The sequence below is a fragment of the Streptomyces sp. NRRL WC-3626 genome, from assembly GCF_000718785.1.
Taxonomy (GTDB): domain Bacteria; phylum Actinomycetota; class Actinomycetes; order Streptomycetales; family Streptomycetaceae; genus Streptomyces; species Streptomyces edwardsiae.
Map to the genome: position 1 here is coordinate 228,202 of NZ_JOCA01000004.1, position 13,678 is coordinate 241,879.

Genomic DNA, 13,678 nt, shown 5'->3' on the forward strand with positions numbered 1-13,678 from the left:
CCGTCGCGGAAGGAGCCGGGCCCGGTCGTCATCACGACCGGGCCCGGCCTTTTGCGTGCCACCCGTGCGGAGTGTCGCGTTATGAACACTTACGTGTGATCCACCAGGATGTGCGCGATTCATCCCATTTCGTGCTCGGTCGTTCGTGCTGGGCTTCGGGTCCGTCGGTGGAGAGGGGTTCCAGGGTGAGCAGCGCATCGGTGTCGTCGCAGGGCTTCGAGGTCGTACGGGGGCGTGGCTACCGTCCCTTGCAGGTGATCGCGTACGTCGAGGGCCTCTCGGGGCGTCGTGACGCCGCCTGGGAGCGGGCCGCGCGGCTCACCGTGCTCGCGCGGGAGATGGAGGAGGAACTGGAGCTGCTGCGGGTGCGGGTGGCGGGGCTGGCGCCGCAGACGTACGAGTCGCTGGGGGAGAGCGCGCGGCGGCTGTTCGAGCTGACCGAGGAGGAGGCCACGGCCGTACGGGACTCCGCGCGGCAGCACGCTCGGGACCTCGCGGACCTGGCGGGGGACGACGCGACCGGCATGCGGGAGGCCGCCCAGGCGCACGCGGCCGGTGTGCGCGCCGAGGCGGACGAACACGCGCGGGAGCTGCTGGCGGCGGCCCGCGCGCGGGCCGACGAGATCCGCGTCGAGGCCAGACTCGAGGTGAAGGAGCTGCGCGGCCGGACGCTGGCGGCACTGCGGGAGATGCGGGAACGCACCTCGGGGCTGCTCGCCGAGGCGGCCGGGGCGCAGGCGGAACTGCTGGACGAGGTGGCGCGGGAGGAGGCCGCGCGGGTGGCCGAGCTGGGCGCCCGGCAGGCGGCGGCGGAGGAGCGTGCCGAGCGGGTGCTGGCCGAGGCGCGGCAGACGTTCGCCGACGCGGAGGAGGCGGCCGGGCGTCGTGCGGAGGAGGCGCGGGAGCGGGCGGCGGAACTGGTGGCCGAGGCGCACGCCCGCGCGGAGGGCGTCGCGCGGGAGACCGAACGGGTGGTGCGCGACCACGCCGACATGCGGGAGGACGTACAGACCCACATGGACCACGTGTGCGCGAGCCTCAGCGCGCTGACGGGGCGCGTCGTGGAGTGAGGTGAGCCGGGGCTTCGGGTGCGGCGCGGGCTGTCGGGGACGGCCCGCGCCGTGGTGCTGTCCGAACCCCGTCGCACGGCCGCGTACGTGACCCTCACGCCGCGGCAGGGGCGAGGCCGGGTGGGTCGGGAGGCGGAGGAACCCTGAGACGGACTCGGCCCATCGGAGGAGAGCCCCTAGGGGTACCTCCGTACTACGGCTCGGGGAGGGTTCGTACCGACGGAGGACGAGACGGGGCGGGGGGCGTCCTTAACCTGGCTTTACGCCGCTGGGGGGCGGTAAAGCCCAGGGGCGGGGGTGGGGTTTTCCTCAGGAGAAGACTGCGCTGGGCACCAGGGCGCTCGACCCCTCACTCCCGCGAGACTGAAGCACATCGCACGAACACGCACCACGTGGCAGCCGGGGACGACGCGGCGGCCGCCCGGCACCGCCTTCTCATCCCCTGACCGACATAGGAGAATTACCGTGACATCGGCTGTGACCATTCCCAGGCACGGGGGCACTGGAGGGAGTACGGCCGTTGCCGCGCGGGCGCGGCAGGTCGTGAAGGCGTACGGGTCCGGGGAGACCCGTGTCGTCGCCCTCGACCATGTCGACGTGGACATCGCACGCGGTCGGTTCACCGCGATCATGGGCCCCTCCGGGTCCGGCAAGTCCACGCTGATGCACTGCCTCGCCGGGCTCGACACCGTGACGTCCGGCCAGATCTATCTGGACGAGACCGAGATCACCGGCCTGAAGGACAAGAAGCTCACGCGGCTGCGCCGGGACCGGATCGGGTTCATCTTCCAGGCGTTCAACCTGCTGCCGACGCTGAACGCGCTCGAGAACATCACCCTGCCCATGGACATCGCCGGCCGTAAGCCCGACAAGGCGTGGCTGGACCGGGTGGTGGAGACCGTCGGTCTCGCGGAGCGGCTGAGGCACCGGCCCACCCAGCTGTCCGGCGGCCAGCAGCAGCGGGTCGCCGTGGCGCGGGCGCTCGCCGCCCGGCCGGAGATCATCTTCGGTGACGAGCCGACCGGAAACCTCGACTCCCGCGCCGGCGCCGAGGTGCTCGGCTTCCTGCGCCGCTCGGTGGACGAGCTGGGCCAGACCATCGTGATGGTCACCCACGACCCGGTGGCCGCCTCCTACGCCGACCGGGTGCTGTACCTCGCCGACGGCCGCATCGTCGACGAGATGCACCAGCCGACGGCCGATCAGGTCCTCGACCGCATGAAGGACTTCGACGCCCGGGGGCGTACGTCATGACCGTGCTGAAGACCTCGATGCGCAACTTCTTCGCGCACAAGGGGCGGATGGCGCTGTCCGCGGTGGCGGTGCTGCTGTCCGTGGCGTTCGTGTGCGGGACGCTGGTCTTCACGGACACCATGAACACGACGTTCGACAAGCTGTTCGCGGCGACCTCCTCGGACGTCACCGTGAGCGCCAAGGGCGCCTCCGACAGCGGCGAGACCACCTCCGACAACGGCAAGCCGCCGGTGATACCGGCCTCCGTGCTCGACGAGGTCAAGGGCGCGGACGGAGTGAAGTCGGCCGAGGGCACCGTGTTCTCCACCTCGGTGACCGTCGTCGACGCCGACAAGGACAACCTGTCGCCCACCAGCGGCGCCCCGACCATCGTCGGCAGCTGGAACGGCAACGACGCCCGCACCATGGAGATCACCTCCGGTGCCGCTCCCCGGGGCGCGGACCAGATCATGGTCGACGCCGACACCGCCGACAAGCACGACCTGAAGCTCGGTGACGAGATCGGTGTCATCAGCGTCGTCGGCACGCACACCGCGAAGATCTCCGGCATCGCCGACTTCACCGTCACCAACCCCGGTGCGGCGATCTTCTACCTGGACACCAAGACCGCCCAGCAGACCCTGGTCGGCGAGAGCGGCGTCTACACCAACGTCAACGTCACCGCCGCGGCCGGCGTCAGCGACGACCAGCTGAAGAAGAACGTCGTGGCCGGACTCGGCGGCGACTACAAGGTGCTGACCGCGCAGGAGACCGCCGAGGCCAACCAGGACAGCGTCGGCGACTTCATGAACGTCATGAAGTACGCGATGCTCGGCTTCGCCGGGATCGCCTTCCTCGTCGGCATCTTCCTGATCATCAACACCTTCTCCATGCTGGTCGCCCAGCGCACCCGGGAGATCGGCCTGATGCGGGCCATCGGCTCGTCCCGCAAGCAGGTCAACCGCTCGGTGCTGGTGGAGGCGCTGCTGCTCGGGGTGTTCGGCTCGGTCCTCGGGGTCGGCGCGGGCGTCGGTCTCGCGGTCGGCCTGATGAAGCTCATGGGCATGGCGGGCATGGACCTGTCCACGGACGACCTCACGGTGGCCTGGACGACCCCCGCGCTCGGACTGCTCCTCGGCGTGGTCGTCACGGTCCTCGCGGCCTACCTGCCCGCCCGCCGGGCCGGGAAGATCTCGCCGATGGCCGCGCTGCGCGACGCCGGTACGCCGGCGGACGCCAGGGCCGGCTGGATCCGCGGCGGGATCGGCCTGGTGTTCACCGGTGCCGGCGGCCTCGCCCTGTACCTCGCGGGCAGCGCGGACAAGGCCACGGACGGCTCGATGTGGCTGGGCCTGGGTGTGGTGCTGTCCCTGATCGGCTTCGTCGTCGTCGGCCCGGTGCTGGCGAGCGGTGTGGTGCGCGTCCTCGGCGCGATCCTGCTGCGGGCCTTCGGCCCGGTGGGCCGCATGGCCGAGCGCAACGCCCTGCGCAATCCGCGCCGGACCGGTGCGACGGGCGCCGCGCTGATGATCGGCCTGGCGCTGGTGGCGTGCCTGTCCGTGGTCGGCTCGTCGATGGTCGCCTCGGCGACGGAGGAGCTCGACAAGACGGTCGGCACGGACTTCATCATCCAGTCCGACACCGGTCAGGTGATCACCCCGCAGGCCGTCGAGGCCGTGAAGAACACGCCCGAGCTGGAGCGGGTCACCGAGTACAAGTGGACCGAGGCCGACTTCACCACGCCCGACGGCAGGACGTCCAAGGACACGGCGATCACCGCGGCCGACCCGACGTACGCGACCGACCTGCGGGTCGAGACGGTCGCGGGCAAGCTGGCCGACGCGTACGAGCCCGGTGCGATGTCCGTGCACGAGGACTACGCCAAGGACCACGGGATCAAGCTCGGCTCGAAGGTCGACGTCGCGTTCAAGGACGGTGAGACGGGCTCGCTGACGGTCCGGGCGATCACCAGCAGCGAGGGCGTCATCGACGCCGGCGCGATGTACACGTCCATCGAGACCCTCGCCCGGTATGTGCCGGCCGACAGGATGCCGCTCGACACGCTGGTCTTCGCCTCGGCCAAGGACGGGCAGCAGGAGGCCGCGTACAAGACGCTGAAGGAGTCGCTGCACGACTACCCGCAGTACACCGTGCGGGACCAGACGGACTACAAGGAGGCGCTGCAGGACCAGATCGGCCAGCTGCTGAACATGATCTACGGCCTGCTGGCCCTGGCGATCGTCGTCGCGATCCTCGGTGTGGTGAACACGCTGGCCCTGTCGGTGGTGGAACGCACCCGGGAGATCGGCCTGATGCGGGCCATCGGCCTCTCGCGCCGGCAGCTGCGCCGCATGATCCGCATGGAGTCGGTGGTGATCGCCCTCTTCGGCGCGCTGCTGGGGCTCGGGCTGGGGATGGGCTGGGGCGCCACGGCGCAGCAGCTGCTCGCGCTGGAGGGTCTGAAGGTGCTCGACATTCCGTGGCCGACGATCACGGGCGTGTTCATCGGCTCGGCCTTCGTGGGTCTGTTCGCGGCACTGGTGCCGGCGTTCCGGGCGGGGCGGATGAACGTCCTGAACGCGATCGCCACGGAATAGCCACCGCATACGGGGGTTGCGGGGGAAACACCCGGTGCGGGGGAGTCCTTGGGGGACTTTCCCGCACCGGGTGTCCGGCTGTGCGACCGATGCGCGCGGCGAGGGTCCTCCGGCTGCGGCCGAGTGGGGGTTGGTCGCGCGGTTCCCCGCGCCCCTTCGGGCCGGACCACTCCGGCCGTCAACCGGCGTCGTCCACAGCCCCCGGCACCCGCCCGCGCGGCGACGTACGCTGGAGAGCACCCCGGCCCGCCACGCGTGTCGGGCCCGTCGTGTTGCACACCCCCGGACGGAAAGCGCCCCGAATGAGCCTGCACGGTCTGCTCGACGCCGTAGTCAAGGACACCGCCCTCGCGGAGGCGGTCGCCGCCGCCGCGGACGGCAACCGTATGCACGTCGACCTCGTCGGCCCGCCCGCCGCCCGCCCCTTCGCGGTCGCCGCGCTCGCCCGCGACACCGGCCGCCCCGTCCTCGCGGTCACGGCGACGGGCCGCGAGGCAGAGGACCTGGCCGCGGCCCTGCGCTCCCTGCTCCCGCCCGAGGGCGTCGTGGAGTACCCGTCCTGGGAGACACTCCCGCACGAGCGCCTCAGCCCCCGCAGCGACACCGTCGGCCGCCGTCTCGCCGTACTGCGCCGTCTCGCCCACCCCCGGCAGGACGACCCCGGGACCGGCCCGGTCTCCGTCGTCGTGGCGCCCGTACGCTCCGTGCTCCAGCCGCAGGTCAAGGGCCTGGGCGACCTGGAACCGGTAGCGCTGCGGACAGGGCGGAGCGCCGACCTGAACGAGATCGTCGAGGCCCTCGCCGCCGCCGCGTACGCACGCGTGGAGCTCGTCGAGAAGCGCGGCGAGTTCGCCGTACGCGGCGGCATCCTCGACGTGTTCCCGCCCACCGAGGAACACCCCCTGCGGGTGGAGTTCTGGGGCGACGACGTCGAGGAGATCCGCTACTTCAAGGTCGCCGACCAGCGCTCCCTGGAGGTCGCCGAGCACGGCCTGTGGGCCCCGCCCTGCCGCGAACTCCTGCTCACAAACGACGTACGCGAGCGCGCGCGGGTCCTCGCCGAGCAGCACCCGGAGCTCGGCGAACTGCTCGGCAGGATCGCCGAGGGCATCGCCGTCGAGGGCATGGAATCCCTCGCCCCCGTCCTCGTGGACGACATGGAGCTGCTGCTCGACGTGCTGCCCGAGGGATCCATGGCCGTCGTCTGCGACCCGGAGAGGGTGCGGACCCGGGCCACCGACCTGGTGGCGACGAGCCAGGAGTTCCTCCAGGCGTCCTGGGCCGCCACGGCCGGCGGAGGCGAGGCGCCCATCGACGTCGGCGCCGCCTCCCTGTGGTCCCTCGCGGACGTCCGCGACCGGGCCCGCGAGCTGGACATGATGTGGTGGTCGGTGTCGCCGTTCGCGGCCGACGAAGAGCTCGACAGCGACACCCTCAAGCTCGGCATGCACGCCCCCGAGACCTACCGCGGCGACACCGCGCGGGCGCTCGCCGACACCAAGGGCTGGCTCGCCGACGGCTGGCGCACGGTGTTCGTCACCGAGGGCCACGGCCCGGCCTCCCGCACGGTCGAGGTGCTCGGCGGTGAGGGCATCGCCGCCCGGCTCGACACGGACCTCGGCGACATCACCCCCTCCCTGGTGCACGTCTCCTGCGGCTGCATCGACCACGGCTTCGTCGACCCGGCGCTCAAGCTGGCCGTCCTCACCGAGACCGACCTGACCGGTCAGAAGGCGTCCGGCCGCGAGGGCGCCCGGATGCCGGCCCGGCGCCGCAAGACCATCGACCCGCTCACCCTGGAGCCGGGCGACTACATCGTCCACGAGCAGCACGGCGTGGGCCGCTACATCGAGATGGTGCAGCGCACCGTGCAGGGCGCCACCCGTGAGTACCTGGTCGTGGAGTACGCCCCCGCCAAGCGCGGCCAGCCCGGCGACCGGCTCTACATCCCCACCGACCAGCTGGAGCAGATCACCAAGTACGTCGGCGGCGAGGCCCCCACCCTGCACCGCCTGGGCGGCGCCGACTGGACCAAGACCAAGGCGCGCGCCAAGAAGGCCGTCAAGGAGATCGCCGCCGACCTGATCAAGCTCTACAGCGCGCGCATGGCGGCCCCCGGCCACACCTTCGGGCCCGACACACCGTGGCAGCGCGAGCTGGAGGACGCGTTCCCGTACGCGGAGACGCCCGACCAGCTCACCACCATCGCCGAGGTCAAGGAGGACATGGAGAAGTCGGTCCCCATGGACCGGCTGATCTGCGGCGACGTCGGCTACGGCAAGACGGAGATCGCGGTACGGGCCGCGTTCAAGGCCGTACAGGACGGCAAGCAGGTGGCCGTGCTCGTCCCCACCACGCTGCTGGTGCAGCAGCACTTCGGGACGTTCGGCGAGCGGTACGCGCAGTTCCCGGTGAAGGTGAGGGCGCTGTCCCGCTTCCAGACCGACACGGAGGCGAAGGCGACCCTGGAGGGGCTGCGCGAGGGTTCGGTGGACGTCGTCATCGGCACCCACCGCCTGTTCTCCTCGGAGACCAAGTTCAAGGACCTGGGCCTGGTCATCGTCGACGAGGAGCAGCGCTTCGGTGTCGAGCACAAGGAGCAGCTGAAGAAGCTCCGCGCCAACGTCGACGTACTGACGATGTCCGCCACCCCCATCCCGCGCACCCTGGAGATGGCGGTGACCGGCATCCGCGAGATGTCGACGATCACCACCCCGCCGGAGGAGCGCCACCCGGTGCTGACCTTCGTCGGCCCGTACGAGCAGAAGCAGATCGGCGCCGCCATCCGCCGCGAACTGCTGCGTGAGGGCCAGGTGTTCTACATCCACAACCGGGTCGAGTCGATCGACCGCGCGGCGGCCCGGCTGCGCGAGATCGTGCCCGAGGCGCGGATCGCGACCGCGCACGGGCAGATGTCGGAGTCGGCGCTGGAGCAGGTCGTCGTCGACTTCTGGGAGAAGAAGTTCGACGTACTGGTGTCGACGACGATCGTCGAGTCCGGCATCGACATCTCCAACGCCAACACCCTCATCGTGGAGCGCGGCGACAACTTCGGCCTCAGCCAGCTGCACCAGCTGCGCGGCCGCGTGGGACGAGGGCGCGAGCGCGGGTACGCCTACTTCCTGTACCCGCCGGAGAAGCCGCTGACGGAGACCGCGCACGAGCGGCTCGCGACGATCGCCCAGCACACCGAGATGGGCGCGGGCATGTACGTGGCGATGAAGGACCTGGAGATCCGCGGCGCGGGCAACCTCCTCGGCGGCGAGCAGTCCGGCCATATCGCGGGTGTCGGCTTCGACCTGTACGTGCGGATGGTGGGCGAGGCGGTCGCGGACTACCGGCGTCAGCTGGAGACCGGGGAGATCGAGGAGGAGCCGCCGCTCGAGGTGAAGATCGAGCTGCCCGTCGACGCGCACGTCCCGCACGACTACGCGCCCGGCGAGCGGCTGCGCCTCCAGGCGTACCGGGCGATCGCCTCCGCGAACAGCGAGGAGGACATCAAAGCCGTACGCGAGGAACTCGTCGACCGCTACGGCAAGCTGCCGGAGCCGGTGGAGAACCTGCTGCTGGTGGCGGGGCTGCGGATGCTGGCCCGCGCGTGCGGCGTCGGCGAGATCGTGCTCCAGGGCACCAACATCCGCTTCGCGCCGGTGGAGTTGCGCGAGTCGCAGGAACTGCGCCTGAAGCGCCTCTACCCCGGTACGGTCATCAAGGCGACCGCGCATCAGGTGCTGGTACCGCGCCCGAAGACCGCGAAGGTGGGCGGCAAGCCGCTGATCGGGCGGGAACTGCTGGGCTGGGTCGGGGAGTTCCTGACGTCGGTGCTGGGCTCCTGACCCGGACGTGAGAAGCCGCCCACGGCGTCGGCTCGCCGTGGACGGCCCTCACGAGTGCGCGAGACCCTACGGCTGGTCCGGACGGTCGCGGTCCATGCCCAGCCGGCGTTCGGCCTGCTGCTGACCGGTGTCGATCTGCTGCTCGTACTTGCCACCGGTCCTCTCGTTCATTTTCTTCTCCGCGGCGTCCGAGGCCTGCTTGGCCTTGTCGCGCGCCGCCTTGTTGCCCTTGAGCTTGTCGAGGATGCCCATGCAGGAGCTCCTTTTCGGAGGGGACTCACCACCGACCATACGCGCGCTTTGTCCCAAATGCCCATGGGGCCCCGAATTGGTCTGGACCTCTCACTCGTTACGGTGACTTCCGGATCGATGCGTTCATGCCAGGGCAGAAGACCTGAGAACAGAGGAGGGGCGCGGTGACGCGGAACAAGGGGTGGGGCGTGCGGGCGGGACGTACGGCGCCGGCGGTGATCGCCGCGGTGGCTCTCCTGGCCGGCTGCGAGGGACTGGACGATCCGGGTGCCGGCTCCCCGGGGGGCGGCAAAGGCGCGGGCGCCGCCTCCGACGGGCGCGCCGTCAGCCCGCTGGACAACCCGGACGGCACCAAGCCGGGCCTCGCCCCGGTGACGGGCGACGCGGACCGGGACGCGGCCGTCGCGATCATCACCAAGGTGACCACCAAGGGCCGCGGCCCGAAGACCGGCTACGACCGCGACGAGTTCGGCTACGCCTGGATGGACACGGCCGACGGCGTCCCGCTCGCCCGGAACGGGTGCGACACCCGGAACGATCTGCTCCAGCGCGACGGGCAGGAGCTGCGGTTCAAGTCCGGTTCCGACTGTGTGGTGATCGCCATGACGCTGGACGACCCGTACACCGGGACGACGATCGAGTGGCGCAAGCAGAAGGCCGCCGAGGTGCAGATAGACCACGTCGTGCCGCTCTCCTACAGCTGGCAGATGGGGTCCTCGCGCTGGCCGGAGGCGAAGCGGAAGCAGCTGGCGAACGACACCCTCAATCTGATCCCCGTACAGGGGCGCGCCAACTCGGCCAAGAGCGACTCCGGCCCGGCGTCCTGGCTGCCGCCGGACAAGGGCATCCGGTGCGCGTACGCGGTCCGGTTCGCGCAGGTCGCCGTCAAGTACGAGATGCCGGTGACGACGGCCGACCGGCGGATGATGCTGGAGCAGTGCGGCGGCTGAGCGGACCGTGACCGGGTGCCCGGCCGTCCGGTCCGGCCCGTGGTGAACGGCCGGGCGCGCTGTCGAACCGCGGCGGATACGGCTTGCCCTCGGCGGCGACGTACGGCGTCCGACCTCAGAAGTTGCCGGTGCCGAGCAGTTCGCCGTCGGCGTCGTAGACGGTGACGAGACCGTTGTCGCTCTGCTTCCAGTCGGCGAACGCCGACGCGAGCAGCTTGGCGGGGCCCGTCCCCTCGCCCATGATCCCGCCGGTGAAGTCGGTGTAGATGTCGGCGGCGTCGAGGATGTCGTTCTGCTCCTCCGCCCCCTGGACCTTGGTGACGTGCGCGACGGCGTCCTTCTCCTGCGGCGTCCCGTTCTTCTGCACGAACGCCTTGAACCGGTCGGCCTGGGACGCCTTCTCGGTGCCCTTGTCCTCGGCGGGCTTCGCGTCGGACTTCGTGTCGGACTTCGCGTCCGCCTTCGTGCCACCGGACTGCTGCTCCGCGGACGCCGAGGTGCCCGAGTCGCCGGAACCGCCGTCCGAGTCACCGGAGTTCGCCGAGACGGCGCCGATGACGACGATCCCCACGACGGCGCCCAGCGCGATCTTGGTCTTCATGCCCATGGCTGATTCCCCTCCCATACCGGCGACCGCCGTCCGTCGGCGACCGCTCGTTCGCGGGGTCAATGAGACCAGAGTGTGTGTATCGCGTCAACATGGTTTACGTGCATGTCGCAGTGCTGACCCGTGAACTATATGTTCTTATGCTTGTCTGTATACTCGTCGCCACACAAGGCGCGCAGGTAACAGGGCGAAGGCGGGGCGGGGTGCCGGGCATGCAGGACTACGCGACAGAAGTGACCTCCGCCGGGATCGCGCGGCTCGCCGGTGTCGGACGCGCCGCCGTCAGCAACTGGCGCCGGCGGCACACCGACTTCCCCCGGCCCGTCGGCGGCACCGAGACCAGCCCCGCCTTCGCGCTCCCCGAGGTGGAGGGCTGGCTGCGCCGGCACGGCAAACTCGCCGAGGTCCCGCTGCGGGAACGCGTCTGGCAGCAGCTCGCCGGCCACCCCGCCGGACCGCTCACCGCCCTCACCCACGCCGGCTGTGTCCTGCTCCTGATCCACGACCGCTCTCCCGTCTGGCTGGAGGTCGGCTCCGGCACCGACGAGCGCCTCGCCGCGCTGCTGCCCGGAGCGCTGGAGCGGGTACTCACGCCCCGGTTCGGCGACGCGTACCTCTCAGCTGTGAACTCGCGGAGGCCTGTGAACTCGGAGCGCTCTGTGAACTCGGAGGGTTCTGTGAACCTCGAACCCCCCACCGCCCCCCGGCTCCTCCCCTCCGTCCCCCTGCTGCGCGCCGTCGCCGAACTCGCCGCCGAAATCGGTGCCCGGCACACCTTCGAGTTCCTCCTCGGCCGGCACCTCGACGCCCACCCGCGCCCGTACCCGCCCACCCCCGCCGGCCTCGCCGCCCTCATGGCGGCCCTGGCCGGCCCGGCCGCCCGCACCGTCCTCGACCCGGCCTGCGGCACCGGCGCCCTCCTGCGCGCCGCCGGCCACGGCCCCGGCCGGCGCCTGTACGCCCAGGACGGCACCCCCGGGCTCGCCGCCCTCACCGCACTCCGCCTCGCCCTGCACACCCGCGCCCGCGTGCACGTCGCCACCGGCGACACCCTGCGCGCCGACGCCCACCCGGAGCTGCGGGCCGACGCCGTCCTGTGCCACCCGCCGTTCAACGACCGCGACTGGGGGCACGACGAACTCGCCTACGACCCGCGCTGGGAGTACGGCTTCCCGGCCCGCACCGAGTCCGAGCTGGCCTGGGTGCAGCACGCCCTCGCCCGGCTGCGCGACGGCGGCACCGCCATCCTGCTGATGCCGCCCGCCGCGGCCTCCCGCCGCTCCGGCCGCCGCATCCGGGCCGACCTGCTGCGCCGGGGCGCGCTGCGCGCCGTCGTCGCCCTGCCGGCCGGCGCGGCACCCCCGTACAACATCCCGCCGCACCTGTGGGTGCTGCGCCGGCCCGAACACGCCCCGGTGCAGCCGGAGGTGCTGCTCGCCGACGCCGGACGGTTCGCGGGGGAGGGGCGCGGCGGGCCCGACTGGCCCGGTGTGCGGGAGAGCGTCCTCGACGCCTGGCGTACCTTCGACCGGGCCGGCCGGCTCGACGAACGGCCCGGACTCGCCCGCTCCGTGCCCGTCATCGAACTCCTCGACGACGACGTCGACCTCGCCCCGGCCCGCCACCTCCCGCCCCCGCCCGCCACGGACGGCACCGGCCGGCTCACCGACGTACGCGAACGCCTCGGCGAGACCCTGCGCCTGGCCACCGGCCTCACCCCGCCGCCCGTCGATCCCGCACCGCCCGCCGCCGGACGCCTGCCCCTCACCACCGTCGGGGAACTCGCCCGCGCGGGCGCCCTGACACTGCGTACCGGCGGACACGGCGGGCATACGCGCGGACCCGTTCTCACCGACCACGACGTCCTCTCCGGAACCGGACCCTCCGGCACGCTCCCGGAGAGCGACGGGGAAGCGGTGCTCACCGCGCCCGGTGACGTCGTCGTCCCGGTGCTCGGCGGCGGCGCCGTCGCGCGGGTCGTCGACGAGAGGACCGCAGGGGCCGCCCTCGGCCGCAACCTCGTCCTGCTGCGCCCCGATCCGGCGGCGCTCGACCCCTGGTTCGTCGCCGGGTTCCTGCGCGGCACCGCCAACAACCGCCGGGCGAGCAGCTACGCGTCCACCGCCACCCGGCTCGACGTACGCCGGCTGCGCCTGCCCCGCCTCGCCCTGCCCGAACAGCGGCGCTACGGCGCCCGGTTCCGGTCCCTGGACGAGTTCGAGCGGGCGCTCGGACAGGCGGCCCGGCTCGGCGAGCGGCTCGTCCGCGGGATGTACGACGGCCTGACCGACGGGACGATCGCCCCCGACTGAGCCCCGGCCGAGCCCCGGCCGAGCCCCGGCCGAGCCCCGACCGGGCTCCCGACCGGGCCTCCGACCGGGCCCGAGCGACGGCTCCGGGACGGCGTCCGACGACAACGGTTCGGTACATCCCGGGACCGGTTGTCGTCCCCGGCCTATACGCTCGGACCCTCAACCGAGTTTCCATCGGCTACACCTGTCCAGGAGCAGTCATGTACGGCCACGGCGCGGCGCCGCCCCCACCCAGCGCGGCATCGGTCATCACGCAGCGCGTGCTGTACGCCGCAGCCGGCGTCCTGTGCTGCGGGCTGCTGGCCTGCCTGCCGCTGTTCCGGATCGCGTTCCTGCGCGGGCGGCCGCTCGACTGGGCGGCGGCCTGGGTGAGCATCCCGCTGTCGATAGCCTGCCTGGCCGTGGTCGGTTCGCTGCCCGAGTCGGACGTCCGGACCGACATCGCCCTGGCCCTCGTACTGATCCTCGGCGCCTGCGCGTCCGCGTACTACCTGACCGTGGACATCCGCCTGCACCGGCGGCCGGGCGGCCCGTACGCGGCCCCGGTGCCGCCGTCGCCGCACGCCACGACGATGCCCACGCAGGGCCCCCACTCGCCGTACGGCTACCAGCAGCCCGTCTCCCCGTACACGCCCACACCGGTGCCGGGGCATCCCGCGCCCCCCACCCCCGTACCGCCGCAGCCGCAGCCGCAGCCCCAGCACCCCGGGCCGGCCCGTATCGACCAGGTCCGCGCCGAACTCGACGAGCTCAGCGACTACCTGCGCCGCCAGGACGGCGATTCCGGCCGGCACGGCAACCACGAGGGCGGACGGTGAGCG

Annotated in this window: 9 protein-coding genes; 7 read left to right on the plus strand and 2 right to left on the minus strand. The window is 72.0% G+C overall.

What is annotated here, in order from left to right; all coding sequences use genetic code 11:
- The first annotated feature begins 185 nt into the window (after window positions 1-185).
- From IF28_RS0108790 to mfd, 4 genes are all read left to right on the plus strand, one after another.
- Window positions 186-1,070 carry a cellulose-binding protein gene (locus tag IF28_RS0108790; RefSeq protein ID WP_234325037.1) on the plus strand — a complete coding sequence of 295 codons (885 nt, stop codon included), beginning with the start codon at window positions 186-188 and terminating at the stop codon, window positions 1,068-1,070.
- A 465-nt stretch (window positions 1,071-1,535) separates the two neighbouring features.
- The gene (locus IF28_RS0108795) at window positions 1,536-2,324 is read left to right on the plus strand and encodes an ABC transporter ATP-binding protein (protein WP_030216281.1); all 789 of its coding nucleotides are present in this window, start codon (window positions 1,536-1,538) and stop codon (window positions 2,322-2,324) included.
- Window positions 2,321-4,900, plus strand: coding sequence for an ABC transporter permease (locus IF28_RS0108800; RefSeq protein ID WP_030216284.1), 2,580 nt, complete (start codon window positions 2,321-2,323; stop codon window positions 4,898-4,900). The genes IF28_RS0108795 and IF28_RS0108800 overlap by 4 nt, the downstream gene beginning before the upstream one ends.
- A 302-nt stretch (window positions 4,901-5,202) precedes the next feature.
- Window positions 5,203-8,736 (plus strand): transcription-repair coupling factor, encoded by a 3,534-nt coding sequence (mfd, locus tag IF28_RS0108805; protein WP_030216286.1) that lies wholly within the window; start codon window positions 5,203-5,205, stop codon window positions 8,734-8,736.
- Between the two features lie 66 nt (window positions 8,737-8,802).
- On the opposite strand, the gene IF28_RS0108810 is transcribed toward mfd, so the two are convergent.
- Window positions 8,803-8,988, minus strand: coding sequence for an antitoxin (locus tag IF28_RS0108810; protein WP_030216287.1), 186 nt, complete (start codon window positions 8,986-8,988; stop codon window positions 8,803-8,805).
- A 164-nt stretch (window positions 8,989-9,152) separates the two neighbouring features.
- Between IF28_RS0108810 and IF28_RS0108815 the strand changes: the two genes are divergently transcribed.
- Window positions 9,153-9,938 carry an HNH endonuclease family protein gene (locus IF28_RS0108815; RefSeq protein WP_030216288.1) on the plus strand — a complete coding sequence of 262 codons (786 nt, stop codon included), beginning with the start codon at window positions 9,153-9,155 and terminating at the stop codon, window positions 9,936-9,938.
- A 115-nt stretch (window positions 9,939-10,053) separates the two neighbouring features.
- On the opposite strand, the gene IF28_RS0108820 is transcribed toward IF28_RS0108815, so the two are convergent.
- A complete protein-coding gene (locus tag IF28_RS0108820) occupies window positions 10,054-10,545 on the minus strand; it encodes a hypothetical protein (RefSeq protein WP_030216289.1) in 492 nt (163 codons plus the stop codon).
- Window positions 10,546-10,757: 212 nt separating this feature from the next.
- Between IF28_RS0108820 and IF28_RS0108825 the strand changes: the two genes are divergently transcribed.
- Both IF28_RS0108825 and IF28_RS0108830 read left to right on the plus strand, forming a co-directional pair.
- Window positions 10,758-12,857: an N-6 DNA methylase gene (locus IF28_RS0108825; RefSeq protein ID WP_030216290.1), complete on the plus strand. Its 2,100-nt coding sequence runs from the start codon at window positions 10,758-10,760 to the stop codon at window positions 12,855-12,857.
- Window positions 12,858-13,057: 200 nt separating this feature from the next.
- Window positions 13,058-13,675 carry a membrane protein gene (locus tag IF28_RS0108830; RefSeq protein WP_030216291.1) on the plus strand — a complete coding sequence of 206 codons (618 nt, stop codon included), beginning with the start codon at window positions 13,058-13,060 and terminating at the stop codon, window positions 13,673-13,675.
- Window positions 13,676-13,678 lie beyond the last annotated feature (3 nt).

Coding starts and splice junctions, on each gene's coding strand:
- IF28_RS0108800 (WP_030216284.1), top strand. CDS start 2,321: ATGACCGTGCTGAAGACCTCGATGCGCAACTTCTTCGCGCACAAGGGG.
- IF28_RS0108830 (WP_030216291.1), top strand. CDS start 13,058: ATGTACGGCCACGGCGCGGCGCCGCCCCCACCCAGCGCGGCATCGGTC.
- IF28_RS0108825 (WP_030216290.1), top strand. CDS start 10,758: ATGCAGGACTACGCGACAGAAGTGACCTCCGCCGGGATCGCGCGGCTC.
- IF28_RS0108820 (WP_030216289.1), bottom strand. CDS start 10,545: ATGGGCATGAAGACCAAGATCGCGCTGGGCGCCGTCGTGGGGATCGTC.
- mfd (WP_030216286.1), top strand. CDS start 5,203: ATGAGCCTGCACGGTCTGCTCGACGCCGTAGTCAAGGACACCGCCCTC.
- IF28_RS0108810 (WP_030216287.1), bottom strand. CDS start 8,988: ATGGGCATCCTCGACAAGCTCAAGGGCAACAAGGCGGCGCGCGACAAG.